Source organism: Amycolatopsis sp. NPDC051903, assembly GCF_044452505.1.
Lineage (GTDB): Bacteria > Actinomycetota > Actinomycetes > Mycobacteriales > Pseudonocardiaceae > Amycolatopsis.
In genome coordinates this window covers 39505-64768 of the sequence record NZ_JBITBT010000006.1, presented here as the reverse complement: position 1 = coordinate 64768, position 25264 = coordinate 39505, and the positions used below count along the sequence as shown (strand labels likewise).

The 25264-nt window shown below is 71.1% G+C and carries 17 protein-coding genes and 3 pseudogenes; 9 read left to right on the top strand and 11 right to left on the bottom strand.

Translation table 11 applies throughout. The features are described from left to right. Positions 1-478: 478 nt before the first annotated feature. Positions 479-4234, top strand: coding sequence for an ABC transporter ATP-binding protein (locus ACIA77_RS16560; protein WP_395886735.1), 3756 nt, complete (start codon positions 479-481; stop codon positions 4232-4234). Positions 4235-4278: 44 nt separating this feature from the next. Further along, positions 4279-4891 (top strand): annotated as a pseudogene (locus ACIA77_RS16555) (DUF4291 domain-containing protein). Here ACIA77_RS16555 and ACIA77_RS16550 read toward each other — a convergent pair. Continuing rightward, positions 4888-5160, bottom strand: coding sequence for a hypothetical protein (locus ACIA77_RS16550; RefSeq protein ID WP_395886734.1), 273 nt, complete (start codon positions 5158-5160; stop codon positions 4888-4890). The pseudogene ACIA77_RS16555 and the gene ACIA77_RS16550 overlap by 4 nt on opposite strands. 308 nt (positions 5161-5468) lie before the next feature. Here ACIA77_RS16550 and ACIA77_RS16545 point away from each other — a divergent pair, with 308 nt between their 5' ends. Further along, positions 5469-9188 (top strand): multifunctional oxoglutarate decarboxylase/oxoglutarate dehydrogenase thiamine pyrophosphate-binding subunit/dihydrolipoyllysine-residue succinyltransferase subunit, encoded by a 3720-nt coding sequence (locus ACIA77_RS16545; RefSeq protein WP_395886733.1) that lies wholly within the window; start codon positions 5469-5471, stop codon positions 9186-9188. A gap of 120 nt (positions 9189-9308) precedes the next feature. Here the strand turns inward: ACIA77_RS16545 and ACIA77_RS16540 are convergent, their stop codons facing one another. Next, positions 9309-10874 carry a S8 family peptidase gene (locus tag ACIA77_RS16540; protein WP_395886732.1) on the bottom strand — a complete coding sequence of 522 codons (1566 nt, stop codon included), beginning with the start codon at positions 10872-10874 and terminating at the stop codon, positions 9309-9311. A 190-nt stretch (positions 10875-11064) separates the two neighbouring features. On the opposite strand from ACIA77_RS16540, the gene ACIA77_RS16535 reads away from it, so the two are divergent. From ACIA77_RS16535 to ACIA77_RS16525, 3 genes and pseudogenes are all read left to right on the top strand, one after another. After that, on the top strand, positions 11065-11583 hold the full coding sequence (locus tag ACIA77_RS16535) for a GNAT family N-acetyltransferase (protein ID WP_395886731.1): 519 nt from the start codon (positions 11065-11067) through the stop codon (positions 11581-11583). A 10-nt stretch (positions 11584-11593) separates the two neighbouring features. Next, positions 11594-11929, top strand: a complete 336-nt coding sequence (locus tag ACIA77_RS16530; RefSeq protein ID WP_395886730.1) for a hypothetical protein — start codon at positions 11594-11596, stop codon at positions 11927-11929. Between the two features lie 36 nt (positions 11930-11965). Continuing rightward, a pseudogene (locus ACIA77_RS16525) lies at positions 11966-12190 on the top strand (IS481 family transposase); the annotation flags it as partial. A gap of 283 nt (positions 12191-12473) precedes the next feature. Here ACIA77_RS16525 and ACIA77_RS16520 read toward each other — a convergent pair. After that, entirely contained in the window at positions 12474-13892 is a 1419-nt protein-coding gene (locus ACIA77_RS16520) for an MFS transporter (RefSeq protein ID WP_395886729.1), read from the bottom strand. 43 nt (positions 13893-13935) lie between these two features. On the opposite strand from ACIA77_RS16520, the gene ACIA77_RS16515 reads away from it, so the two are divergent. After that, positions 13936-14661 (top strand): TetR/AcrR family transcriptional regulator, encoded by a 726-nt coding sequence (locus ACIA77_RS16515; protein ID WP_395886728.1) that lies wholly within the window; start codon positions 13936-13938, stop codon positions 14659-14661. Here ACIA77_RS16515 and ACIA77_RS16510 read toward each other — a convergent pair whose 3' ends face one another. Genes ACIA77_RS16510 through ACIA77_RS16495 form a run of 4 tightly spaced genes read right to left on the bottom strand, consistent with a single transcriptional unit; the run spans position 14662 to position 18039 of the window. Beyond that, the gene (locus ACIA77_RS16510; protein WP_395886727.1) at positions 14662-15558 is read right to left on the bottom strand and encodes an ABC transporter substrate-binding protein; all 897 of its coding nucleotides are present in this window, start codon (positions 15556-15558) and stop codon (positions 14662-14664) included. Further along, positions 15555-16259 (bottom strand): ABC transporter permease, encoded by a 705-nt coding sequence (locus ACIA77_RS16505; protein WP_395886726.1) that lies wholly within the window; start codon positions 16257-16259, stop codon positions 15555-15557. The genes ACIA77_RS16510 and ACIA77_RS16505 overlap by 4 nt, the downstream gene beginning before the upstream one ends. Then, the gene (locus tag ACIA77_RS16500; RefSeq protein WP_395886725.1) at positions 16256-16951 is read right to left on the bottom strand and encodes an ABC transporter permease; all 696 of its coding nucleotides are present in this window, start codon (positions 16949-16951) and stop codon (positions 16256-16258) included. The genes ACIA77_RS16505 and ACIA77_RS16500 overlap by 4 nt, the downstream gene beginning before the upstream one ends. Beyond that, entirely contained in the window at positions 16951-18039 is a 1089-nt protein-coding gene (locus ACIA77_RS16495) for an ABC transporter ATP-binding protein (RefSeq protein ID WP_395886724.1), read from the bottom strand. The genes ACIA77_RS16500 and ACIA77_RS16495 overlap by 1 nt, the downstream gene beginning before the upstream one ends. A gap of 94 nt (positions 18040-18133) precedes the next feature. On the opposite strand from ACIA77_RS16495, the gene ACIA77_RS16490 reads away from it, so the two are divergent. After that, a complete protein-coding gene (locus tag ACIA77_RS16490) occupies positions 18134-19558 on the top strand; it encodes a bis-aminopropyl spermidine synthase family protein (protein ID WP_395886723.1) in 1425 nt (474 codons plus the stop codon). On the opposite strand, the gene ACIA77_RS16485 is transcribed toward ACIA77_RS16490, so the two are convergent. From ACIA77_RS16485 to ACIA77_RS16475, 3 genes are all read right to left on the bottom strand, one after another. Further along, complete coding sequence (locus ACIA77_RS16485) at positions 19555-20430, bottom strand: TIGR03620 family F420-dependent LLM class oxidoreductase (protein ID WP_395886722.1); 876 nt, start codon at positions 20428-20430, stop codon at positions 19555-19557. The genes ACIA77_RS16490 and ACIA77_RS16485 overlap by 4 nt on opposite strands. A 47-nt stretch (positions 20431-20477) precedes the next feature. Continuing rightward, on the bottom strand, positions 20478-21353 hold the full coding sequence (locus tag ACIA77_RS16480; RefSeq protein WP_395886721.1) for a TIGR03620 family F420-dependent LLM class oxidoreductase: 876 nt from the start codon (positions 21351-21353) through the stop codon (positions 20478-20480). A gap of 123 nt (positions 21354-21476) precedes the next feature. Then, positions 21477-22664 (bottom strand): NADP-dependent malic enzyme, encoded by a 1188-nt coding sequence (locus tag ACIA77_RS16475; protein ID WP_395886720.1) that lies wholly within the window; start codon positions 22662-22664, stop codon positions 21477-21479. Between the two features lie 461 nt (positions 22665-23125). On the opposite strand from ACIA77_RS16475, the gene ACIA77_RS16470 reads away from it, so the two are divergent. After that, a complete protein-coding gene (locus tag ACIA77_RS16470) occupies positions 23126-23728 on the top strand; it encodes a dTDP-4-dehydrorhamnose 3,5-epimerase family protein (protein ID WP_395886719.1) in 603 nt (200 codons plus the stop codon). Here the strand turns inward: ACIA77_RS16470 and ACIA77_RS16465 are convergent. Continuing rightward, a pseudogene (locus ACIA77_RS16465) lies at positions 23725-25125 on the bottom strand (GMC oxidoreductase). The gene ACIA77_RS16470 and the pseudogene ACIA77_RS16465 overlap by 4 nt on opposite strands. Positions 25126-25264: the final 139 nt, after the last annotated feature.

The window sequence follows — 25264 nt, the reverse complement described above, 5'->3', positions numbered from 1 at the left end:
CAGGTGAATGAGTTGCGTGGGTGCGATCGGCGGCCAACCCAGCCCGCGTGGGTTCCCAGGTGAGTGGGTCGTGTGGGTGATGGTGGCCGGGTCGGCGGGGGTGAGTTTGCAGGTGAGTGGGTTGCCCTGGGTGCCAGCGGTGGCCGAAGCGGGGGTGGGGGGTTGCGCGGGGAGTGGGTCGGGGCTGGTGGGGCGGCCAGTGTTGGCGGGTGAGTGCTCCCCGGGGCAAGGGGCTTTGTGCCAGGCGGGCCGAGCGTTGGGGGGGGGCGCCGAGGTGCGGGCGGGGCGGTAAGGGGTGGTGCGGGCGGTCGTGGGGTGGGTGTTCGCCTGGCGCGATGAGGGGGTGGGGTCAGGTGGGCGGGAAGTTGTTGTGGGGCAACGGATTGTTGGTGGTGGTGGGCGTGGGGTGGAGAGGGGAAGAGGGGGTTGGGGTCGTGGAGCGGAATAAAAAGTCGGTGTGCGTGCCTAGATTGAAACCGTGACCATCAGTGCGACGCGTGCGCGTCAAGACCGCCCGGCGGCTGAGACGCCGGCCCCGAACGCCGGCTGGGTGCGCCGCCTCTCGGCGGCGTGCTGGGAGCACCGCGGGGTCGTCGTGCTGGCCATGGCCGCGGCGATCCTGTCCGTGGGCGTGCAGGCGGCGAGCCCCCTGCTGGTGCGCTCGGCCGTCGACGACGCCGTGGCGGGACACACTTCGCAGCTCGGCGGCATCGCGGCGGCACTGGTCACGCTGCAGGTGGTGGCGTTCGGGTCGGCGTTCCTGCGCCGGTACGTCGGCGGCCGGCTCGCGCTCGACGTGCAGCACGACCTGCGCAACCGCGTGTTCGGCGCGGTCTCGCGGCTCGACGGCGGCAAGCAGGACGCGCTGCGCACCGGCCAGGTGGTCTCGCGCGCGATCTCCGACCTGCAACTGGTCACGGGCCTGCTGATGCAGGTACCGCTGTCGGCGGGCTCGGTGATCTTCGCGGGCCTCGCGCTGGGGGCGATGCTGTGGATGTCGCCGCTGCTCACGCTGATCGCGCTGGTGGTGGCGCCGGCCGTCGGGATCGTGGTGGCGCTGAGCCGCAAACGGCTGTTCCCGGCCACGTGGTCGGCGCAGCAGCGGGCGGCCGACGTCGCGCAGCACGTGGAGGAGACCGTCACCGGCGTGCGCGTGGTGAAGGGCTTCGGCCAGGAGACGCGTGAGGTGTCGCGGCTGGAGCGCACGGCGAGGCGCCTGTTCGCCGAGCGCCTGCGCGCGGCCAAGCTGTCGGCGCTCCCCACGGCCACCACGTCGGCGCTGCCCGCGGCGGGCCAGGTGGCGGTGCTCGCGATCGGCGGCATCTTCGCGCTGAACGGCCAGATCAGCCTCGGCACCTTCCTCGCCTTCGCCACGTACCTCGCCACGCTGATCGGGCCCGCCCGGCTGCTGTCGGGGCTCGTGGTGCAGGCACAGCTCACCCGCGCGGGCGCCGAGCGCGTCTACGAGCTCATCGACGCGCAGCCGGAGGTCGTGGACAGCCCCGACGCGCGGCCGCTGCCCGAGGGCCCGCTGAGCGTCGAACTCGAAGACGTGCGGTTCGGCTACACGCGCAGCGAACCGGTGCTCGACGGGCTGTCGGTCACCGCGCGGCCGGGCGAAACACTCGCGCTGGTGGGCACCGCGGGCTCGGGCAAGTCCACGATCTCGCTGCTGCTGCCGCGGTTCTACGACGTGCACGCGGGCGCGGTGCGCGTGGGCGGCGTCGACGTGCGCGACGTGCCGCTCAAGCAGCTGCGTCAGGCGATCGGCGTGGTGTTCGAGGAAGCGTTCCTGTTCTCGGCGTCGGTGCGCGACAACATCGCGTACGGCCGGCCCGACGCGAGCGACGAAGAGGTGTACGCGGCGGCGCGCGCGGCCGAGGCCGACGAGTTCATCCGCGCGCTGCCCCACGGCTACGACACGGAGGTCGGCGAGCGCGGGCTGACGCTGTCAGGCGGGCAAAGGCAGCGCCTGGGCCTCGCGCGGGCGCTGATGACCGACCCGCGCGTGCTGATCCTGGACGACGCGACGTCGGCGATCGACACCGTCACCGAGGCCGCGATCCACGACACGCTGCGCTCGGTCACGGCCACGCGCACCACGCTGCTCATCGCGCACCGCCGCTCCACGCTGCAGCTGGCCGACCGGATCGCCGTGCTCGACCAGGGCAAGGTCGTCGACGTCGGCACGGAGGAGGAGCTGGCCGCGCGCTGTCCGCTGTTCCGCGAGCTCGTGGCGGGGCCGGGCGACGACGTCGAGAAGCCGCACCACTGCGATCACCTCGAGCCCGACGCCACGGGTGTCACGGCGGTGCTGTGGCCGCGCGACGACGACCGCGACGAGGTCGACGCGCTGGCCGAGGCCGCGCTCGCCCGCGGCGGCGAGCGCGGTGGCGGATCCGGGTTCGCCGGAGCCGGCGCCGACGTGCCACCGACGCCCGAACTCCTGGAGGGCGTGCGGAAACTGCCCCCGGCCGACGACCGGCCGCGGCTGCCCGAAGTGGACATCACGGCACCGGACCCGGGCTTCCGGCTCTCGCGGCTGCTGCGGCCGGTGCGCTGGCCGTTGATCGCCGTGATCGCACTGGTGGCGGCCGACGCGCTGGCATCACTGGCGTTGCCCGCGCTGTACCAGCGGGGTGTGGACCACGGCGTGCAGCCGGGGGTCGAGAGCGTCGTGTGGGCGATGTCGGCGATCGGCGCCCTCGTGGTCGCCGCCGACTGGCTCGTGGTGCGCGGCCAGACGCGGCTGACGGCGCGCGTCGGCGAGACGGTGCTGTACTCGCTGCGCGTGCGCAGCTACGCGCACCTGCAGCGACTCGGGCTCGACTACTACGAGCGCGAGCTGTCCGGGAAGATCATGACCCGGATGACCACCGACGTCGACGCGTTGTCGACGTTCCTGCAGACCGGGCTGGCGACCGCTGTGGTGAGCGCGCTGACGCTCGTGGGCATCACCGTCGCGCTGCTCGTCACCGACGCGTCGCTGGCGCTCTACGCGCTCGCGATGCTGCCGGTGCTGCTGGTGGCGACGCTGGTGTTCCGGCGCGTCGCGTCACGCGCGTACACCGAGGCGCGCGAGAAGGTCAGCGTGGTCAACGCCGACATGCAGGAGAACGTGAGCGGCCTGCGCGTGGCCCAGGCGTACACGCGCGAGGAGCGGTCGGCGGCGGCGTTCGCGTCCCGCAGCGACGACTACCGGCGCTCGCGGCTGCGGGCGCAGCGCTACATCGCGACGTACTTCCCGCTGGTCGCACTGCTGTCCGACCTGGCGACCACGACGGTGCTCGTGGTCGGCGCGAACCGCGTGGCCGCGGGGACGCTGGAGGCCGGCGTGCTGCTCGGGTTCCTGTTGTACCTGCAGCAGTTCTTCTCCCCGATCCAGCAGCTGTCGTCGGTGTTCGACGGTTACCAGCAGGCGCGCGTCGGCCTGAGCCGCATCGGCGACCTGCTGCGCACGCCGACGTCGGTGCCGCCCGCCGAGCACCCCGTCGCGCTGCCGGAGCACCTCAGCGGCGAGGTGACGTTCAAGGACGTCGACTTCTCGTACGCGGGCGCGGAGCAGCCGGCGCTGGAGAAGCTGGCGCTCGACGTGGCGCCCGGGGAGACGGTCGCACTGGTCGGCGCGACCGGCGCGGGCAAGTCCACGGCGGTGAAGCTGGTGGCGCGCTACTACGACGCCACGGGCGGCGCCGTGCTGATCGACGGCGTCGACGTGCGCGAGTACGACCTGCCCGGCCTGCGCGCCCGCATGGGCGTCGTCCCGCAGGAGGCCCACCTGTTCTCGGGCACGGTCGCCGACAACGTCCGCTACGGCCGCCCCTCGGCGTCCGACGCGGAGGTCGAGGCCGCCGTGCGCGCGGTCGGCGCTCTCGACGGCGTCGCCGCCCTGCCGTCCGGCTTCCTCCAGCCCGTCGGCGAACGCGGGCGGTCCCTGTCCGCGGGGCAGCGCCAGCTCGTCGCGCTCGCGCGCGCCGAACTCGTCGACCCGGACGTGCTGCTGCTCGACGAAGCCACGGCCGCGCTCGACCCGTCCACCGAGGCCACCGTGCTGCGCGCGACCGAAAACCTCTCCCGCCGGCGCACCACGTTCGTCGTCGCGCACCGCCTGGCCACCGCCGCGAAGGCCGACCGCATCATCGTCCTCGACCACGGCCGCATCATCGAACAGGGCACCCACGCGGACCTCCTGTCCGCCGGCGGCCACTACGCCCGGCTGTGGTCCCTGGGCTGAAAACCCGGTCGCCACGGCCACGTCGCGCCGCGAGAATCGGCGCCATGCCCGACGGAGTCCCGTTCCGCCAGATCCGCGCCCGGCACGACGAGCGAACCATCCGGGTCTACCAGGCGTACTCACCGGCGATCGCGGAACCGGCGCTGACCGCGGGCACGTTCGTGGCGCCCTTCAAGCGGGAGCGGATGACGTGGATCAAGCCGTCGTTCCGGTGGATGGGCTACCGCTGCGGGTGGGCCACCAAGCGGGCCAGGAGCGGGTGCTGGCGGTGGACCTCACCCGCGAGGGCTTCGCCTGGTCCTGGGCCACGCGGCATTCAGCCACTTCGACCGGCGCGTGCACGCCGACCGCGACGCCTGGCGGGAAGCGGCGCGGGCCAGCCCCGTCCGAATCCAGTGGGATCCGGAGCGCGACGTGCGCCACCGGCCGCTGGCGCACCGGTCGATCCAGCTCGGGCTGAGCGGTGAGGCCGTCGACCGGTACGTGGACGAGTGGATCACCGGAATCACCGACGTCACGCCGGTCATGCTGGAGATCCGTGAGCACCTGGCCGCCGGGCGCGTGACCGAGGCCGAGGCGCTCCTGCCCGACGAACAGCCGTACCCGCTACCCGCGGATCTCGCGGAAGCCGTCGGTGCGAGCCGGCAGGACGGCTAGGGCAGTTCGCGCCACTTCAGCTCGCCCCAGCCCGCCGACGTCACGTCGGCGGCCGAGGCCCAGCGGAACGTGCCGGGGCGGACGTGGTCGTGCTGGTCGATCGACCAGTCGGGCTCGCAGGGCTCCACGTGCTCGAACTCGTCGATGTCGGCGGGCGTGTGCCAGACCACACCGCACGAGTCGCACATGAGGACGACCTTGCCGCTGGAGACCACGAGGGGGCGGATGAGCCCCTGGTCCCAGAACGACGGGCACTCGACCAGCCACATCGCGTCGCACCACCTCGGAGAGCCGTTGCGGCGCACAGCCGACGTGGGCCGCATCCTCTGACCAGTGCACTCGGCCGGCGTGAACGTGATCGGGCAACGCGGAAAAGGGCTCGCCAACGTTGCCCGAAATGGGCGTGTCCGGTCGTCGACGTCCGCTCCTCGGGACACTTGATCGAGTCAGTGACCGATCCCCTAGTGCGCCAGGCCTCACACGGGGCAGTTCCATCACACGGCCGTCACGGAGGGGGTTAGCCTGGTAGGCGCATTAGCACAGACAAGATCGAGACGGATAGAGGCGAGCCCAAGCCGTGTCCAGCAGCAGCCCTGCGTCACAGTTCGGCCCCAACGAGTGGCTGGTCGAGGAAATGTACGACCAGTTCCTTGCGGACCCCTCCTCAGTCGATGCCGCGTGGCACGACTTCTTCGCGGACTTCAAGCCGACGCAGGCGGCACCGGCGAAGGCCGACAGCGCCGCCACCCCGGCCGCGACGACCGGCAACGGCCACGTCGCAGAGCCGGCTCAGAGCGCTGCGCCCGCCCAGCCCACCACCACGCCCGCCAAGCCCGCGGCCCAGCCCGCGAAGCCCGCGGCCGCCCCGGCGAAGACCAGCGCGCCGAAGAGCGCCCCCGCGAAGCCGGCCCCCGCGGCCGCCGCGAAGGAGCCGGCCGCGAAGGAAGAGCCGGAGACCAAGCAGCTGCGGGGCGCCGCCGCGGCGATCGCGAAGAACATGGACGCCTCGCTGTCCGTGCCCACCGCGACCAGCGTCCGCGCCGTCCCGGCCAAGCTGATGGCGGACAACCGCATCGTCATCAACAACCACCTCAAGCGCACGCGCGGCGGCAAGATCTCCTTCACGCACCTCATCGGCTACGCCATGGTGCGGGCGCTGAAGGACTTCCCGAACATGAACCGGCACTACCAGCTGATCGACGGGAAGCCGTTCGCGGTCACGCCGGAGCACGTGAACTTCGGCCTCGCCATCGACATGAAGGGCAAGGACGGCTCGCGCACCCTCGTCGTGGCCTCGGTCAAGGGCGTCGAGGACATGTCGTTCCTGCAGTTCTGGCAGGCGTACGAGGAGATCATCAAGAAGGCCCGCAACAACAAGCTCACCGCGGACGACTTCTCCGGCACCACGATCTCGCTGACCAACCCGGGCGGCATCGGCACCAACCACTCGGTGCCGCGCCTGCAGGCCGGCCAGGGCGCGATCATCGGCGTCGGCGCGATGCAGTACCCGGCCTCGTTCGAGGGCACGAGCGAGAAGACGCTGGTCGACCTGGCCGTCAGCAAGATCATGACGCTGACCTCCACCTACGACCACCGCATCATCCAGGGTGCGGAGTCCGGTGAATTCCTCAAGCGCATCCACGAACTGCTGCTCGGCGAAGACGGCTTCTACGACGACGTCTTCACCAGCCTGCGCCTGCCGTACGAGCCGATCCGCTGGGTCAACGACATCCCCGAGGGCCCGGTCGACAAGACCGCCCGCGTGATCGAGCTGATCGACGCGTTCCGGATGCGCGGCCACCTGATGGCCGACACCGACCCGCTGAACTACCGCCAGCGCAGCCACGCCGACCTCGACGTGCTGTCCCACGGCCTCACCCTGTGGGACCTCGACCGCGAGTTCCCGGTCGGCGGTTTCTCCGGCCAGGAGCGCATGAAGCTGCGCGACATCCTGGGCGTGCTGCGCAACTCGTACTGCCGCACCGTCGGCATCGAGTACACGCACATCCTCGACCCCGAGGAGCGGCGCTGGATCCAGGAGCGCGTGGAGATCCCGCACGAGAAGCCGGACGCCACCGTCCAGAAGTACGTGCTGTCGAAGCTCAACGCCGCCGAGGCGTTCGAGACCTTCCTGCAGACCAAGTACGTCGGCCAGAAGCGCTTCTCGCTGGAGGGCGGCGAGACGGCGATCCCGCTGCTCGACACCCTCCTCGACAAGGCGGCCGAGCACGAGCTCGACGAGGTCGTCATCGGCATGCCGCACCGCGGCCGCCTGAACGTGCTGGCCAACATCGTCGGCAAGCCGATCAGCCAGATCTTCCAGGAGTTCGAGGGCAACCTCGACCCGGGCCAGGCCCACGGTTCCGGTGACGTGAAGTACCACCTCGGCGCCGAGGGCAAGTACTTCCGCATGTTCGGCGACGGCGAGACGAAGGTGTCGCTGACCGCGAACCCGTCGCACCTGGAGACCGTCGACCCGGTGCTCGAGGGCATCGTCCGCGCCAAGCAGGACATCCTCGACAAGGGCGACAGCGCCACCGGCGGCTACTCGGTGCTGCCCGTGCTGATGCACGGCGACGCGGCCTTCGCCGGCCAGGGTGTCGTGGCCGAAACGCTGAACCTGGCGCTGCTGCGCGGTTACCGCACCGGCGGCACCGTGCACGTGATCGTCAACAACCAGGTCGGCTTCACCACCGCGCCCGAGCACTCCCGCTCGTCGCAGTACGCCACCGACGTCGCGAAGATGATCGGCTCGCCGATCTTCCACGTGAACGGCGACGACCCCGAGGCCGCCCACTGGGTCGCCAAGCTGGCCGTGGAATACCGCCAGGCGTTCCACAAGGACGTCGTGATCGACCTGATCTGCTACCGCCGCCGCGGCCACAACGAGGGCGACGACCCCTCGATGACGCAGCCGGCGATGTACGACATCATCGACACGAAACGCTCGGTCCGGAAGATCTACACCGAGTCGCTGATCGGCCGCGGGGACATCTCCGTCGACGAGGCCGAGGCCGCGCTGCGCGACTTCTCCAGCCAGCTGGAGCACGTGTTCAACGAGGTCCGCGAGCTCGAGAAGCACCCGGCGAAGGCGAGCCCCTCGGTGGAGGAGGAGCAGCAGGTGCCGGCGAAGGTCACCACCGCCGTCGGCCAGGACGTGGTGGAGCGGATCGGCGACGCGTTCGTCGACGTCCCCGAGGGCTTCACCCCGCACCCGCGCGTCAAGCCGGTGATGGAGCGCCGCCACAAGATGTCCCGCGAAGGCGACATCGACTGGGCGTTCGGCGAGCTGCTCGCGTTCGGGTCGCTGGCCATGGAGGGCCGCCTGGTGCGGCTGTCCGGCCAGGACTCCCGCCGCGGCACGTTCACCCAGCGGCACTCGGTGTTCATCGACCGCAAGACCGGCCAGGAGTACTCGCCGCTGCAGAACCTGGCCGACGGCCAGGGCCGCGTGATGATCTACGACTCGGCGCTGTCGGAGTACGCGGCCGTCGGCTTCGAGTACGGCTACTCGGTGGCCAACTCCGAGTCGCTGGTGCTGTGGGAAGCGCAGTTCGGTGACTTCGTCAACGGCGCGCAGAGCGTGATCGACGAGTACATCTCCTCGGGCGAGGCCAAGTGGGGCCAGCGCTCCGACGTGGTGCTGCTGCTGCCGCACGGTCACGAGGGCCAGGGCCCGGACCACACGTCGGGCCGCATCGAGCGCTTCCTCTCGCTGTGCGCTGAGGGCTCGATGACCGTCTCCGTGCCGTCGACCCCGGCGAACTACTTCCACCTGCTGCGCCGCCACGCCCTCGACGGCATCCAGCGGCCGCTGGTGGTCTTCACGCCGAAGTCGATGCTGCGCAACAAGGCCGCGGTCTCGAAGGTCGAGGACTTCACCGGCCAGAGCCGCTTCATGTCCGTCATCGACGACACCACGCCGAACCCGGAAGGGGTCCGCAAGGTGCTGCTGACGTCGGGCAAGCTCTACTGGGAGCTCGTCGCGGAGCGGGCCAAGCGCGAGGCCAACGACGTCGCGATCGTGCGCGTCGAGCAGTACTACCCGCTGCCGAAGCGGAAGCTGCTCGCCGCGATCGAGCGGTACAGCAACGCGAAGGCGATCACGTGGGTGCAGGAGGAGCCGGAGAACCAGGGTGCCTGGCCGTTCTTCGGGCTCAACCTCCCGCGGAAGTTCCCGGAGGTCTTCGCGGGCCTGCAGGTCGCTTCCCGCCGCCCGATGGCCGCCCCGTCGGCCGGTTCGTCGAAGGTCCACGAGGTCGAGCAGAAGGCGTTGATCGCCAAGGCGTTCGAGTGATCGAGGTCTGATCCGGCGGAGGCCGCCACGGGTTCGTCCCGTGGCGGCCTCCGCCGTTTCACCCGGCTCGCGGCCCCGTCGGCCACCCAGCTGCGGAACGGCGAGCGGGCGCTCGGGTGGTCAGACCGTCAGGGTCCAGCTGTCGATCCAGCCGGTGTCATCGCGGCCGGTGTCGCGCACCCGCAGCTGCCACGTGCCGTCGGCGTCCTGCTCGGAGGTGTCCACGGTGTAGGTGGCGTTGACGTCGTGGGTCGCGTCGTCGCCGGGGTTCTTCAGCCGGTACCTGTCGCCGTCGGGTGCCACCAGGTCGATGGCCAGGTCACCGACGTAGGTGTGCACGATGTGCACGTCGACCGTCGCCTTCGCCGAGGCGGAGCGCGCGCAGTCCGACAGCGTCACCGAGCTCTTCACCGCGCGACCGGAGTCCGGGATGGCGACGTCGCTGTCGTCCGTGGCCGTGCAGCCGGCCGACGGCGGCCCGGACGAACCGTCGGAGCCGGAGTAGACCAGGACGTTCGGTGAGCCCGTGCCCGCGTCGGTGACCTTGTCCTTCGTGCCCGCGTTCACCAGTGCGTCGCGAACCTCCTCGGGCGTGGCCGACGGGTGGTCGGCCAGGTACAGCGCCGCGGCGCCGACCACGTGCGGGGTCGCCATCGACGTGCCGCTGATCGTGTTCGTCGCGGTGTCACTGCCGATCCACGCGGACGTGATGTCGGTGCCCGGCGCGAAGATGTCGAGACAAGTACCGATGTTGGAAAAGGCGGACCGGGCGTCCGTGTTCGTGGTGGCGCCGACGGTGATCGCTTCGGGCACGCGCGCGGGCGAAGCGTCACACGCGCTGGCGCCGGAGGAGTTGCCACCTGCGATGCCGTACGTGACGCCGGCCGCGATCGACCGTTGCACGGCCTGGTCCACCACATCGGACACGGCGCCGCCGAGGCTCATGTTCGCCACGGCCGGTTTCACGGCGTTCTCGGTGACCCAGTCGATGCCGGCGACGACCTGGTCGGTCGTCCCGCTGCCGGTGCAGTCGAGCACGCGGACGGCCGTCAGCGAGACTTCCTTGGCCACGCCGAAGGTTTTGCCGCCGATCGTGCCGGCCACGTGCGTGCCGTGGCCGTAGCAGTCGGTGGCGTCGTCGTCGTTGTCCACGAAGTCGTGACCGGAGACGGCGCGGCCGTCGAATTCGGAGTGGGTGAGGTTGATCCCGGTGTCGATCACATACGCGTGTACGTTGGCCGCCGTCGTGCTGTAGTCGTACTTCTTGTCGAGCGGCAGGTCACGCTGGTCTTCCCGGTCCAGGCCCCACGAGGGCGGGTCCGACTGGTCCTGCGAGGCGTGGAGGACGCGGTTCTGCTCCACAAAGGACACAGCGGGGTCGGCAGCGGTGCGCTTGGCCTCCGTCTCGGACATCGTGCCGCTGTAGCCGTGCAACGCCGTCGAGAACGTCCGGTTGATCGAACCACCGTGGCGGCCGGTCACGTTCTTCGCGGCCGCCTCCACGGAGGTGCCGTCCTTGAGCACCACGAGGTAGCTGTCCTTCACCGCGCCAGCGCTGCCCGCGCCGACGATCGGGCCTTCCTGGGCGAGCGCCACCCCGCCCCCGAACACGGTGAGGGTCGCGATCGAAGCCACACTCCCCAGCACCGCCAGGCTTCTGCTCAACGTTCCCCGGGATTTCCGCACAGTTCGTCCCTCCTCGACCAGCGCGAACACCTGTTGGCCCGAGGCTAGGTGCGCGGCCCCGGTCGCAGGAAGCACGGTCCTCGCGGCGGATTTTCAACGGCGTTCCGCTGTTCGGAGCAGGCACAAAAGCACATGGGCACGTCGGAAAACGGTTTTACGCGCGGGCGCGCGCCCGGAGACAATTTCAAGCATGCTGATCCGCCAGGCCACCCCTCGTGACGAGCCCGCCATCCGCGCGGTCCACACCGCCGCGTTCGCTCAGGACGGGCTGGACGTGGTGCCCGAGGCCGTGCTCGTCGACGGCCTGCGCACGGACGGCGACCTCCTCCCGGCGCTGTCGCTGGTCGCCACAGTGGACGGTGCGGTCGGGGGCCACGCGTGCTCCAGCCCGGCCACGCTCGGCGACGATCCGAAGTCCGCACTGGGCTTCGGGCCGCTCGGCGTGCTGCCCTCGAACCAGCGCGAAGGCATCGGCTCCGCCCTCGTGCACGCGACGATCGGCGCGGCCAACGCCCTCGGCTACGGCGTCCTCGTCCTCCTCGGCAACCCTGCGTACTACACCCGTTTCGGCTTCGTCCTGGCCGAAGAGCTCGGCATCACCCCGCCCGTGGCCGGCTGGGCGCCGCACTTCCAGGCCCGCACGCTCGCCGCGTACACCCCGGAAAACCGCGGCGCGTTCCGCTACGCCCCGGCCTTCGACCGACTCTGAAGGAACCCCGATGACCACCCTGTGGCGCCCGACGGGCCCGGTGGAGCTGGAGCTCGTGCGGCAGCTGAACTGGCGCGCGTGGCCGCCGCGGCTGCCCGAGCAGCCGATCTTCTACCCGGTGCTGAACGAGGACTACGCCATTCGCATCGCCCGCGACTGGAACGTCCGCCACGACGGCGCCGGGTTCGTCACGCGCTTCGAGGTCGAGACCGAATTCCTGAAGCGCTACCCGGTGCAGCAGGCGGGCGGCGAGACGATCCTCGAGCTGTGGGTACCCGCCGAGGAGCTCGACGAGTTCAACCGCCACCTCATGGGCGAGATCGAGGTCGTGCACGAGTTCCGCTGAGCGATCGAGCAGCACATCATCGACCTGTGCCAGACCCGGCGCCCGGGACCCGCCGGCATCGCCGGCATCCTCGGTCTGCACGCCTCGACCGTGCACCGGGTCCTGACCCGCCACGACATGCCGAAACTGGCCTCGCTGGACCGCCCCACGGGACAACCGATCCGCCGCTACGAACGCGACCGGCCCGGCGAACTGCTGCACATCGATGTCAAGAAACTGGGCCGGCTGTGCGAAGGGGTCGGCTGGCGAGCACACGGACGCGACAGCACCCAGCACGCAGCCGCACGCAACGCACCCCCGGGTCGGCTACGACTACGTCCACTGCGCCATCGACGACCACACCCGCATCGCCTACGCCGAAATCCACTCCGACCAAACCGCCACCACCTGCGCCGGATTCCTCCGCCCGGGTCTTCACCAACTCACACCACCGCGCCCAAGCACCACCGGGATTCCTGCACCACTACAACCACCACCGAGCCCACACCGCCCTCAACGGACGGCCACCCATCACCCGCGTCAACAACGTCCCAAGGCCCAACAGCTAGCGGGCCGCGTGCTTCGGCAGCAGCCCGACCAACGCCAGCGCCAGGACGCACACTCCGGCGCAGAGCCCGAACACCAGCTCGGCAGCGGTGAACACCGACTCTCCGGCGCGGGCGAAGAACACCGTGCCGAGGGCGGCGACGCCGAGGGCGCCGGCGAACTGCTGGGCGGCGTTGAGCACGCCGGCGCCCGGGCCGGCCTCGGCGGGGGTGGCGTCGCCGAGGATGAAGTCGAAGAGGGGGATGAACAGGAGGCCCGAGCCGGCGCCGGTGACGAACAGGGCCGGGGCCAGGTTCGCGGCCGTGAGGGCGTCGCCCCAGTGCGCGGTGGACCACCACAGGGCGAGCAAACCCACCACCGTGACGGCCAGGCCCAGGTGCAGACCGGTGCGGCCGAGCTTCTCGGCGAGCACGGCGCCGGAGGCCAGGGTCGCGACGGCGGTGCCCACGGCCCACGGCACCAGGGCGAAGCCCGCGTGCAGCGGCGTCCAGCCCAGGCCCGACTGGAGCAGCAGGTTCAGCACCAGGACGAACGCGCTGAGCGACGCGTAGAACCCGCCGACGATCAGCAGCCCGACGACGAACCCGCGCTTGCCGAACAGTGACGGCGTGATGACCGGGTGGCCGCTGCGACGTTCGGACCACCCGAACAGCCCGAAGGCCACCACCGCGGCGGCGATCAGCACGAACGTCCAGGCGGGCCAGCCCAGGTCACGGCCCTGGATGAGGGGCACGATCAGCAGCGCCGAACCGGCGGTGAGCAGGCCGACACCCAGCAGGTCCAGACGGGTGCCGCGGTCCTCACCGCTGTGCCGCGGCAGCACGCCCCAGCCGAGCACGCCGGCGAGGACGCCGAACGGGACGTTGATCAGGAAGATGGCGCGCCACTGGCTGCCGAACAGGTCGAGGTGCAGCAGCCAGCCGGCGAGGATCGGGCCGGCCACCGTGGCGAGCCCCATCACCGGGCCCATCGGCATCAGCGCTTTGCGCAGGTGCTCCGGCGGGAACACGACCTTCACCAGCGCCATCCCCTGCGGGATCAGCACCGACCCGAACAAGCCCTGGCCCACGCGGGCGGCGATCAGGAACCCGGCGCCGGGCGCGAGCCCGCAGGCCAGCGACGCGAGCGTGAAGCCGGCCATCCCGAGCAGGAACAGCCGGCGGCGGCCCAGCAGGTCGCCGAGCCGGCCGGACGTGACCAGGCCAAGGGCGAACGCCGCGGTGTAGGCGGACAGGACCCACTGCAGCGTCATCGGGCCGCCGCCGAGGTCGGCGCGGATCGAGGGGCCGGCGAGGTTCGCGACGCTGGTGTCGACCAGGTCCATGAGCTCGGCGAGCACCACGACCACGAGGACGAGCCACGCCCGGCCGAGCGGCAGGGGCGCGATTCGCGGCAACGAACTAAGTTCAGTAGTCACGAACAAAGTTCTAAACGACGAACTAAGTTCGTGTCAAGGTAGGGTGACCGGCATGCCAGCTGACCCCCGGCAGCGCCGCGCGGCCCGCCACGCCCAGCTCGACTCGGCGCCGCCCCGGCCGCGCAAGCAGCCCATCACCGCCGACCGGATCACCGACGCCGCGCTGCAAGTCATCGCCGCCGAGGGCTACGACGCGCTGACGATCCGCCGGGTCACGGCCCTGCTCGGCACCGCGCCTTCGTCGCTGTACGCGCACATCCTCACCAAGACCGACCTCGACGACCTGCTCATCGGCCGGCTCTTCGCCGAGATCGAGCTGCCCGAACCCGACCCGGCCGCGTGGCGGGACCAGCTCCGCGCCGTCTACGGCCGGATCCGCGACCAGTTCCTGGCCTACCCCGGCGTCGCCCGCGCCGCGCTGGCCATGGTTCCCACGCACCTCGAAACCCTGCGGGTCAGGGAAGGCCTCCTGGCGATCCTGCTCGCCGGGGGCGTCGAACCGCAGACCGCCGCGTGGGCACTCGACTCGCTCACCCTGTATGTGAGCGCCTACGCCCTGGAACGCTCACTGGTCCAGCAGCACAAACACCACGACGACTGGGTCCTCAGCCGCGAAGACCTCATCGAGCGCTTCAGCGCGCTGCCCGCCGACCGCTTCCCGAACACGCGGCGCCACGCGGCCGAACTGACGTCGGGCACCGGCCACGACCGGTTCGACTTCACACTCACGTTGATGATCGACAACCTCGCCCGGGGCAAGCGCCACTGACTACGTCGCGGCCTTCAACCCGTTGCGCGCCAAGAAGTCGTCGGCGATGTCGAGCGGGTTGCGCTTCTCGTCGGTGAACTCGACGTTGAGCTCGGTCAGCTGATCCGTCGTCAGCGCCGCCGACACGCGGTTCACCGCGGCCACTTCGGACGGTGACAACGTCCCCCGGGCCACGAGCGGCACGATGTTCTGCGCCGGGAACATGTTCTTGTCGTCCTCCAGCGGCACGAAGCCGTTGGCCGCGATCGTCGACGAAGTGCTGAACAGGTCCGCCACCTGCACCTCACCCGACTTCAGCGCGGCGACGGTGACCGGGCCGCCCGTGTCGGTCGTGCGGATCTCCTTGAACTCGCACCCGTAGAGCTGCTTGATGCGGTCCTTCCAGCGGCTGCTCCACTGACCCGGCCCGCCCATCACCAGCTCGCCGCAGCGCCGCCCGAGGTCCGAGAACGTCCGCACGCCCTGCGCCGCGAGCTCCGGCCGCACCACCAGCAGGTCCTTGTCCTGCGCGGGCGCCTGGTCGAGCACCTCGAACCCGGCCGGCAGCTTCTGCTCGAGCTGCGCGTAGACCTGGTCCGAAGTGGTCGCCTGCGTGTTCTTGTCGAAGTACCGCAGCAGGTTGCCGCTGTAGTCGGGGACGACGGACAGCGACTTGTCCTGCAGCGCCTTCACCACGACCTCGCGGCTGCCGACCGGCGGGCGCACCGTCACGTTGTCCGCGCCCGCGTTGCGGAGCGCGCCGGCGTAGATCTGGGCCAGCAGCAGGCTTTCGCCGACGTCCGACGCGCCGATGATGATGTCACCCGTGCTGCCACCCTCGCCGCCGCCCGCGAGGGGGTTGCCGCAGCCGGCCAGGCCGAGCACCAGCACCGCCGCGACCGCTGCCCAGCGCTTCACGCCACACCTCCCGCGGCCGCGGCCCGGCCGGTCGCCGCGTGCGCCGCGAGCCGGACGCCCTTCGGCACGAGCGCCCGCTGCACGGCGGCGAGCGCCAGGTCGATCACGATCGCCAGCAGCGCGGTGAGGATCGCGCCCGCGACGACCTCCGTGTAGTCCAGAATGGCCAATCCGTCGAGCAGGAACCGTCCGAGGCCACCGAGTCCGACGTACGCGGCGACCGCGGCCGTCGCGATCAGCTGCAGCACGGCGTTGCGGATCCCGCCCAGCACCAGCGGCAGCGCGATCGGCAGCTCGACCTGCCACAGCCGCTGCCAGCCCGTCATGCCGATGCCCTCGGCGGCGTCGACCACGTCGTGCTCGGCCGCCTGCAACCCCGCGTACGTGCCGGCGAGCACCGGCGGGATCGCCAGCACCACGAGCCCGATGATCGTCGCCGTGGTGCTTTCGGTGAAGAGCAGGAACAGGAACGTGATGAGCCCCAGCGTCGGCAGCGCGCGGATGGCGTTGCCCGCGCCCACGAGCACCACCGCGCCGCGGCCGGTGTGACCGACCCACAGCCCGAGCGGGAATGCGATCACGACCGCGATGAGCAACGCGAACACCACATACGCGACGTGTTCGCCGAGCCGCGTGCCGATGCCGTCGGGTCCTTGCCAGTTGGCCGCGGTGAAGAACCAGCCGAAGACGTCGCCGATCACGCGGCCACCTCCGCGGCGACGGGCGCCCGGCCGGCGCGTTCCCATGGCGTCAAAGCGTTGCGCAGCACCACGAGCACCCCGTCGACGACCAATGCCAGCACCAGCGTCAGCACGATCCCGACGACGATCGGCGAGAAGTACTCGCGCTGGAACCCGTCGGTGAACAACACGCCCAGTCCGCCTGTGCCGATCAGCGCGCCGACGCTCACGAGGCTGATGTTGCTCACCGAGGCCACGCGCACGCCCGCCGCGAGCACCGGCACGGAAAGCGGCAGCTCCACCCCGAAGAAGCGCCGCGGAGCGCGGAACCCGATCGCCGTCGCGGCCGCGATGATGTGCTGCGGCACGGCGTCGAGCGCGTCGAGCACCGGGCGCACGAGCAGCGCGGTGGTGTAGATCGTCAGCGCGACGATCACGTTGGCGCTGTCGAGGATCTTCGTTCCGATGAGGCCGGGGATCACCACGAACAGCGCCAGCGAAGGGATCGTGTACAGCAGGTTCGACAGCACCAGCAGCACACTGCGCACCGGCTGCCAGCGGTGCCCGAACCAGCCGAGCAGGATCGCCAGCACGATCCCGACCACGAGCGGCACCAGCGCGAGGTAGACGTGCTCGCCGAGGTCGCCCAGGATTTCGCCGCGGTTGTTCGCGCTGCCCAGGTACCGCCCGAGCTCGCCGAAGAACCCGCCCATCAGGACGCCTGCGGGGTGGCCTCGATCACATCCAGGACCTGGCGCGCCACGACCGTGCCGACCACGCGGTGCCCGTCGTCCACCACCACGCCGAGGCTGGCGGGCGACGAGAGCGCGGCGTCGAGCGCGCCGCGGATCGGGGTGCCCTGCACGTACAGGGAACCGCCGGCCACGAGGTCGGCCTCGGTCAGGTCACCGTCCACAGTGGATTCGGGCGGGAGCCAGCCGCGGGGCTGCTTCTCAGTGTTCACCACGAGCTGCCAGCCCTCGGTCGGCCCCGGCACCTTCGTGCCGAGTTCGAGCAGGTCCACAGGAGACACTTCGACGCCGTTCGCGGACACGAAGGAGAGCCCGCGGTACCCGCGGTCCTTGCCGACGAACGACGCGACGAAGTCGTCGACGGGGTGGCGCAGCACTTCGGACGGCGTGCCGTACTGCGCGAGCACGCCGCCGACGCGCAGCACCGCGATCTTGTCGCCCAGCCGCACGGCCTCGTCGATGTCGTGGGTGACGAACACGATGGTTTTGCCCAGCTGCGACTGCAGCCGCAGCAGCTCGTCCTGCAGCTCCTCGCGCACGATGGGGTCGACGGCGGAGAACGGCTCGTCCATCAGCAGCACCGGCGAGTCGGCCGCGAGCGCGCGGGCCACGCCCACGCGCTGCTGCTGGCCGCCCGAGAGCTGCGCCGGGTACCGCTTGCCGAGCTCCTTCGGCAGGCCGACGGTCTCCAGCAGCTCGGCCGCGCGGGCGCGCGCCTTGCGCTTGTCCCAACCGGACAGCAGGGGCACGGTCGCGACGTTGTCGAGCACCGTCCTGTGTGGAAAGAGCCCGGCGTGCTGGATCACGTAGCCGATGCCGCGGCGCAGCAGCGCGGGGTCGCCTTCGCTCACGTCCTTGCCGTCGAGCAGCACGGCGCCCGAAGTCGGCTCGACCATGCGGTTGATCATCCGCAGCGAGGTGGTCTTGCCGCAGCCGGACGGGCCGACGAGCACGGTGATCGTGCCGTCCTCGACGGTGAGCGAGAGTCCGTTCACGGCCACCGTGCCATCCGGATACCGTTTGGTCACGTCGCGGAATTCGATTGTCACGGACTACTCCCCACGTCAGATGCCCATCGACCGTAGCCCACTCCGCGGGCCTTGGCAGCCTTTCCCGTCCAGTGGCCGGTTAGGCTCGGCGACCGTGACCGCTCTCGACGACGTCCTGGCCGCGCACGGCGCCGGCGTGCGCCCGCTGTACGAGGTGATCGACCTGCTCCGCACGGGTCCCCGCGAGCTCGCGGACCTGGTGCGGTTGAGCGCGGCACCGCGCCGCAGCGTCGAGGACGTGCTGGCGGCGCTGGAGGCCGATCTGGAGCGTTCCGCCGCGGGTGTCCGGATTTCGCCGGACGCTTTGCCCGCGTACGAGACCTACCGGCTGCCGCGCCTGCCCGACCCGCTCGACGACGCCGTGGCCGCGCACTCGGACCTGCTGGCGGAGCTGGCGACGCAGATCGCCGCCGTGCCGCCGCCGCTGGCCGCACTCGACCACGTGCAGGCGACACCCGAGACGGTGCTGCGCCGCGCGTTGTGGCTCAGCGCCCGCTACGACCTGCGCCGCGCCCGCCTGCTCTTCCTCGGCGACCACGACCTCACCTCGCTCGCCGTGCGCGCGGTGTGCCCCGAAGCCGAGCTGACCGTGGTGGACCTCGACGAACGCGTGCTGTCCTACCTGGACGCCACGAGCGGGCGGACGATCGCTCTCGCCCACACCGATCTGCGCATCGGGCTGCCGCCCGCCGTCGCGGGCCGCGCGGACCTCGTGTTCAGCGACCCGCCGTACACGCCGGAGGGCATGGGGCTGTTCGCCGCGCGCGCCGTGCAGGCGCTGCGCGAGCCGACCGACGGCCGCATCCTGCTGGCCTACGGCTACAGCCCCCGCCACCCCGCGCTCGGCGCCCAGGTGCAGCGTTCGCTCGCGACGCTGGGCCTCACGTTCGAGGCGATCCTGCCGGACTTCAACCGCTACGCCGGCGCGCAGGCCGTCGGTTCCGCCGCCGACCTCTACGTCTGCCAGCCGACGGCGAAGGCCAAGAAATCGGGTGGCCGCAAGGGAAAGGCGGCGATCTACACCCACGGCCCGCAGTCGGTGGAAGCGTCCGGGACGAAACCCGCGCTCCTGTCGGCGCTGCGCGAGATCGCCACCGACGGCGGCCTCGCACTCGAAACCCGGCCCGTCGACTGGTCCGCCTCCGGCCCCGAGGGCGACGCCGTCGCGATGGACCTCACCGCCGACTCGGGCCCGTGGCTCCTGCGCACGCTGCTCGGCACCAACGCCCGCCGCCTGGCGCTGCTCGTGCCGAACAACCACCCGGACCTCGCCGACGCGGCGGCGCAGACGGCGCTGACGGATCTCGTCGCCGCCAAGTACCGCCTGCGCTTCCTGCGCAGCACCCCGGACAACCGGCACGCGATCGTCACGGCCGATGCCGTCGAGCACCCGTCGGAGATCCTGACCCGCGCCCACGCCCGGCTCGCGAACGTCGCCCTCGACGTCCCGGCCGACCTGACGGACCTCCGGCTGGTCGACGTGCCGCGGCACCGGCTCGTGGAGCTGCTGGAGCGCTAGAACAGCTCGGCGGCCAAGGTCTCGTACGCGGCGAACACCTCGTCGTCGTAGACCTGCAGCTCGACGTCGGCCAGCGTCGGGTGAGCGGCGTGGCGCGTGGTGATCACCTGGATCGCGACGTGGTCCGCGCCCGCCGCGTGGTGTTCGGCCAGCCGCGCACCGACCGTCGGTGCGTCGCCGTGGGCGACGACGGCGTCGATGAGCCGGTCGCTGCCGTCGCCGGCCAGGTCGTCGTAGGTGAAGCCGAGGCGGCGGAGGTTGGTCGTGTAGTTGACCAGGCCGAGGTACGGGTGCTTGATCCGCGGCCGGGCGGTGTCGCGGGCACGCGCCGGGTTCGCGTCCAGCACGACCTTCATCTCCGGTGCCAGCACCGCCGCCGGGCCCAGCGCTTCCCGCGCGAGCTTCGTGTGCGCAGGTGGCACGAGGTACGGCACCGCCCCGCCCGCCCGTTCCGCGGTCAGGTCCAGCATCTTGGGCCCGAGCGCGGCGATCGCCCGCCCCTCGACCGGCACCCCGCCCGCGTCGAGCCCGTCGAGGTACTGCTTCATCGCGGCGAGCGGCTTGCGGAACTCCCGCGTCTGCTCGGGGTGGCCCGCGCCGATGCCGAGCCAGAACCGGCCGGGGAAGCGCTCGGTCACGCGGTGGTACGCCGCCGCGGCGGCGGCCGGATCCCCGCGCCAGATGTTGAGGATGCTGGTGCCGAGCACGAGCGTCGAGGTGGCTTCGAGGAGTTCGTCGACGCCGGCGAGGTCCACGGGTGGGCCGGCGACCCACAACGTGGTGTAGCCGAGCTGCTCAATCTTCCGCGCCATGTCCGGGGTGGTCAGTGCCGCCGGCTGCCAGACGCCGTACGGACCGAGTTCGATCGTCATGCCGTCCAGCGTGGCCACGAAAAAATGGACCGGCAAGTCCAGAAACGTCAGAGCAGCTCGGCCGCCAGCGTCCGGTAGACGTCGACCACCTCGTAGTCGTGGACCTGCAGCTGCACGCCCGGCAGGTCCGGGTGGGTGGCGTGCCGCGGCGTGATCACCTGGATCGCGACGTGGTCCGCGCCCGCGGCGTGGTGTTCGGCCAGCCGCGCGGCGACGGTGGCCGCGGCGCCGTGCGCGACGAGCGCGTCGATGAGCCGGTCGCTGCCGCCGCCCGACAGGTCGTCGTCGGTGAAGCTGAGGCGGCGCAGGTTGGCGGTGTAGTTGACCAGGCCGAGCGTCGGGTTCGCGATCCGCGGCCGGGCGGTGTCCCGGGCGCGCACCGGGTTCGCGTCCAGCACGACCTTCATCTCCGGCGCCAGCACCGCCGCCGGGCCCAGCGCCTCCCGGGCGAGCTTCGTGTGCGCCGGCGGCACCAGGTACGGCACCGCGCCGCCCGCCCGCGCGGCCGTCAGCGCCAGCATCTTCGGGCCCAGTGCCGCGATCGCCCGGCCCTCGACCGGCACGCCACCCGCGTCGAGTGCGTCGAGGTAAGCGTTCATCGCGGCGAGCGGTTTGCGGAACTCCGGCGTGTGCTCCCGGTGGCCGGCGCCGACACCGAGCCAGAACCGGCCGGGGAAACGCTCGGACACGCGGTGGTACGCCGCCGCGGCGACACCCGGGTCGCCGCGCCAGATGTTGACGATGCTGGTTCCGACCACCAGCGTCGAGGTCGCTTCGAGGAGTTCGTCGACGCCCGCGAGATCAGCCGGCGCCCCGGCGGCCCACAGCGTCGGGAAGCCGAGCCGCTCGATCTCCCGTGCCTGGTCCGGAGTGGTCGAGGCCGCCGGCTGCCAGATGCCGTACCGGCCGAGTGCGATCGTCATGCGGGTCTTGTAGCGCGAAGCTCGCCGGCGCGGTCACGGCGAAGGGTGGCGCAAGGTCCGTCCGGGAAAGAAACGGGCTCCCCGCGCACACCCAGCGCGGGGAGCCCGTTGCCACCGAACTGTTCAGACGACGCCGTCGGCCACGGCCGCCTTCGCCACCGCCGCCGCGACCTCCGGGCCGACCCGCGGGTCGAGCGCGCTCGGGACGATGCGGTCCGGGCCGAGGTCGTCCGACGCGACGGCCACGATGGCATCGGCCGCGGCGAGCTTCATGTTCTCCGTGATCGCCCGCGCGCCGGCGTCGAGCGCACCGCGGAACACCCCCGGGAACGCCAGCACGTTGTTGATCTGGTTCGGGAAGTCGCTGCGCCCGGTCGCCACGATCGCCGCGTACTTCGCCGCGTCGGCCGGGTGCACCTCCGGGTCCGGATTGGACAGTGCGAACACGATCGGGTCGTCGGCCATCGAGCCGAGCAGCTCGGGGTCGACCGTCGAGCTCGACAGGCCGAGGAACACGTCCGCGCCCTTGAGCGCGTCCTCGAGACCGCCGGTGAGGCCGGTCTTGTTCGTGGTCCCGGCGAGCTGCTGCTTGATCGGGTTCAGGCCGTCGCGTCCGGAGTGGATGATGCCGCGCGAGTCGAGCACCGTCACGTCGCCGACGCCCGCCTCCAGCAGGATCTTCGCGCAGGCCACACCCGCCGCGCCCGCCCCGGAGATCACCACGCGCTGGTCGCCGATCGCGCGGTCGAGCACCAGGTTCGCACCGCGCAGCGCCGCGAGCGTGACGATCGCGGTGCCGTGCTGGTCGTCGTGCATGACCGGGCAGTCGAGCGCGGCCTTGAGCTTGTCCTCGAGCTCGAAGCACCGCGGCGCCGACACGTCCTCGAGGTTGACCGCGCCGAACGACGGGCGCAGGCGCACCAGCGTCTCCACGATCTCGTCGACGTCGGTGGTGTCGAGCACCAGCGGGATCGAGTCGAGGCCGCCGAACGTCTTGAACAGCACCGACTTGCCCTCCATGACGGGCAGCGACGCGCTCGCGCCGATGTCGCCGAGGCCCAGCACGGCGGTGCCGTCGCTGACGACCACCACGAGACGGTCGGCCCAGGTGTACCGCTTCGCCTGGGCGGCGTCTTCGGCGATCGCCCGGCTCACCTTCGCCACGCCGGGCGTGTAGGCGATCGAGAGGTCGCGCGGGTCGGCGATGGGCCGGGCGGCCGCCACGGAGAGCTTGCCGCCCTCGTGCCCGGTGAAGATCTCGGCGTCGGTCACCGGCGCGGCGGTGGCGGCCGTGCTGGCCTGGTCGGTCATCGGGGTTCCTGTCGTCGTTTCCGGCGATCGCCCTTCGGGGATCACGGAACTCGCGGGGTGGATCTGGGTCACAACACAACTCCTGGGACTGCGAGCGGGGGACCACTGGCGGCGGGGCAGGCGCACCCGCACCTGTGGATCTAGTCCTCCGGACGGCAGCCCAGCGCGGTAGCGCCGGCCTGTCGGCGAGGCGTCACAGCGGCCGTTCGATCCGTGGGGTGTGGCTGACGGCCGCGGACGCTGCGGTCCGCCAATCATGACAGGCGTCCCGCGGACGGCGAACCCTCGGTGCGGTTCATGTCACAGATTCCGGCGTCTTCCTGCCGATATTCCGAGAAGAACCCCTAATCCCAAGACGTCCGTCCGGTTTTCTAACGCAGTCGGAACCGATCCAGTGATGGCGGCCACTCCGTCCGGAGCACCACCAATTCCGCATTCGGCGCCCTCGATAAGGTGAGCGCATGCAATTCCGCGCGCTGAAGGTCGCCGACGCTTACGAGTTCACGCCGCGCGCGTTCCCCGACGAGCGCGGGCTGTTCGTGGCGCCGTTCCAGGAGGACTCGCTGATCGAGGCGGCCGGGCACCCGATGCGAGTGGGCCAGACCAACCACAGCGTGTCCCGGCGCGGCACCATCCGCGGCGTGCACTTCGCCGACGTACCGCCCGGCCAGGCGAAGTACGTCTACTGCCCCGCCGGTTCGCTGCTCGACGTGGTCGTGGACCTGCGCACGGGCTCCCCCACGTTCGGGCAGTGGGACGCGGTGCGGCTGGACCCCGTGGACTTCCGCTCGGTGTACGTGGCCGAAGGGCTGGGCCACGCGTTCATCGCGCTCGAGGACAACACGGTCATGTCGTACCTGTGCTCCGAGCCGTACAACCCGCCGGCCGAGCACGGGATCACCCCGCTCGACCCGGCGCTCGGCCTCCCGTGGCCCGCGGACCTCACGCCCATCGTGTCCGAAAAGGACCGTTCGGCGCCGACGCTCGCCGAGGCCGAAGAGCAGGGTCTGCTGCCTTCGTACGCGGACTGCACCGCCTACTACGAGAAGCTGCGCGCGCGTTAACCCAGCACGTCCTCGGCCGGCACGCGCTCGACGTTGCGCTCGGCCAGCGCGGTGATCGCCCGCGTTGAGGTTCACGCCCGCGCTGCCCGGGATCAGCGAACCGTCGGTGACGTACAGGTTGCGGTAGCCCTTCACGCGTCCGTAGTCATCGGTCGCTTCACCGAGCACGAGCCCGCCCAGCGGGTGGTAGGTGAAGCGGTTCTCGAACGGACGCGTGTCGCCGAAGAGGTCGTAGCGGTAGATCGTGACGTTCGCGGAGTTGATCTTGTCGAACAGCGCCTTCGCCGCGTCGATCGACGGCTGCCCCTGCGCGGCCGCCCACTGCAGCTTCGCCGAATCCGTCGCCGCATCGTAGGTGAAGTGCCCACGTTCCGGGTTCTTCGTGATCGCGAGGTACAGGCTCAGCCACGTCTCGAGCCCGGCGGGCACCGGCGCGATCTCCGCGAAGACCGGGTGCACGGGGTCGTGCCAGTTGTCGATGCCGAGCGCGGGCATCCCCGACTGCAGGCTGCCCGTGGTGTCCCAGACGTGGTTGGCGCGGCCGAGCATCACGTTGCCGTTGGTGCCCCAGCCCCGCCCCACGGCGTCGGGCAGGTCGGGCAACCGGCCGGTTTCCCTTGCCCGCAGCAGGAGTTCGGTGGAACCGACGGAGCCGGCGCCGAGGAACAGGTGCTGGGTGGTCACGTGCTTGATCGCGACGACGGCGCCGTACGGGTCGATTTCGCGCACGACGAGCGTGTACGTGCCGTCGGGCTGGTGGCTGATCTCGCGGACCTCGTGCAGCGTCTGGATCGTCACGCGGCCGGTGCCGAGCGCGGCGGCGAGGTAGGGCTTGTCGAACGAGCGCTTGCCGTGGTTGTTGCCGTAGATGACTTCGGACGCGAGCGCCGACCGCTGGGCAGCGCCGGCCTCTTTCCGCTCGAGGTAGGAGAAGTCGTAGACGCCGGGCACGAACGTGGTGCTGAACCCGGCTTTCCGCGCGGCTTTCCGCGAAACGCGCGCGTACTGGTAGGAGCGGCAGCGCTCGAACCACCGCGGGACCACGGAGTTCACGCCGAGCCCGGCCCTCGCGCGCGGGAAGTACGTGCCGTACATCTCCTCGGCGCCCACGCGCGGCAGGATCTCCTCGAAGTACGAGCGCTTCGGCGTGACGGCCATCGCGCCGTTGACGAGCGAACCATTTCGAGCATCAGCGTGGGCACGCCGGCCGCGCCGAGCCGCAACGCGGTGGTGGCCGCCCCGTAACCGGTGCCGATCACCACGGCGGGCGAGAACTCGGGCAGCAGCGCATTCGTCGCGGCGCGAGCGGTGGTGGTGGAAATCCCGGTCAGTCCGAAGGCCGCGGCGGTGTTCAGCGCGGCGAGGCCGAGGAATCGGCGGCGCGTCAGTGCTGGCATGCGGGCATCGTGTCGGCGCTGTTCCGAGGCTGGCAAGACCGGAAATCGACCGACTCGGCGGCACCTCAGTAAACGGCGTTAAGTTCACCCGGGCGGGTCAATTCCGCGACGGGAATTGTGGCGCCGCGGTCCCGGCAAA

Bases quoted from the DNA above. Each gene is read 5' to 3' on its own strand.
- ACIA77_RS16550 (WP_395886734.1), bottom strand. From the start codon at position 5,160: ATGTGGCTGGTCGAGTGCCCGTCGTTCTGGGACCAGGGGCTCATCCGC.
- ACIA77_RS16535 (WP_395886731.1), top strand. From the start codon at position 11,065: ATGCTGATCCGCCAGGCCACCCCTCGTGACGAGCCCGCCATCCGCGCG.
- ACIA77_RS16530 (WP_395886730.1), top strand. From the start codon at position 11,594: ATGACCACCCTGTGGCGCCCGACGGGCCCGGTGGAGCTGGAGCTCGTG.
- ACIA77_RS16500 (WP_395886725.1), bottom strand. From the start codon at position 16,951: ATGGGCGGGTTCTTCGGCGAGCTCGGGCGGTACCTGGGCAGCGCGAAC.
- ACIA77_RS16485 (WP_395886722.1), bottom strand. From the start codon at position 20,430: ATGACGATCGAACTCGGTCCGTACGGCGTCTGGCAGCCGGCGGCACTG.
- ACIA77_RS16480 (WP_395886721.1), bottom strand. From the start codon at position 21,353: ATGACGATCGCACTCGGCCGGTACGGCATCTGGCAGCCGGCGGCCTCG.
- ACIA77_RS16475 (WP_395886720.1), bottom strand. From the start codon at position 22,664: ATGACCGACCAGGCCAGCACGGCCGCCACCGCCGCGCCGGTGACCGAC.
- ACIA77_RS16470 (WP_395886719.1), top strand. From the start codon at position 23,126: ATGCAATTCCGCGCGCTGAAGGTCGCCGACGCTTACGAGTTCACGCCG.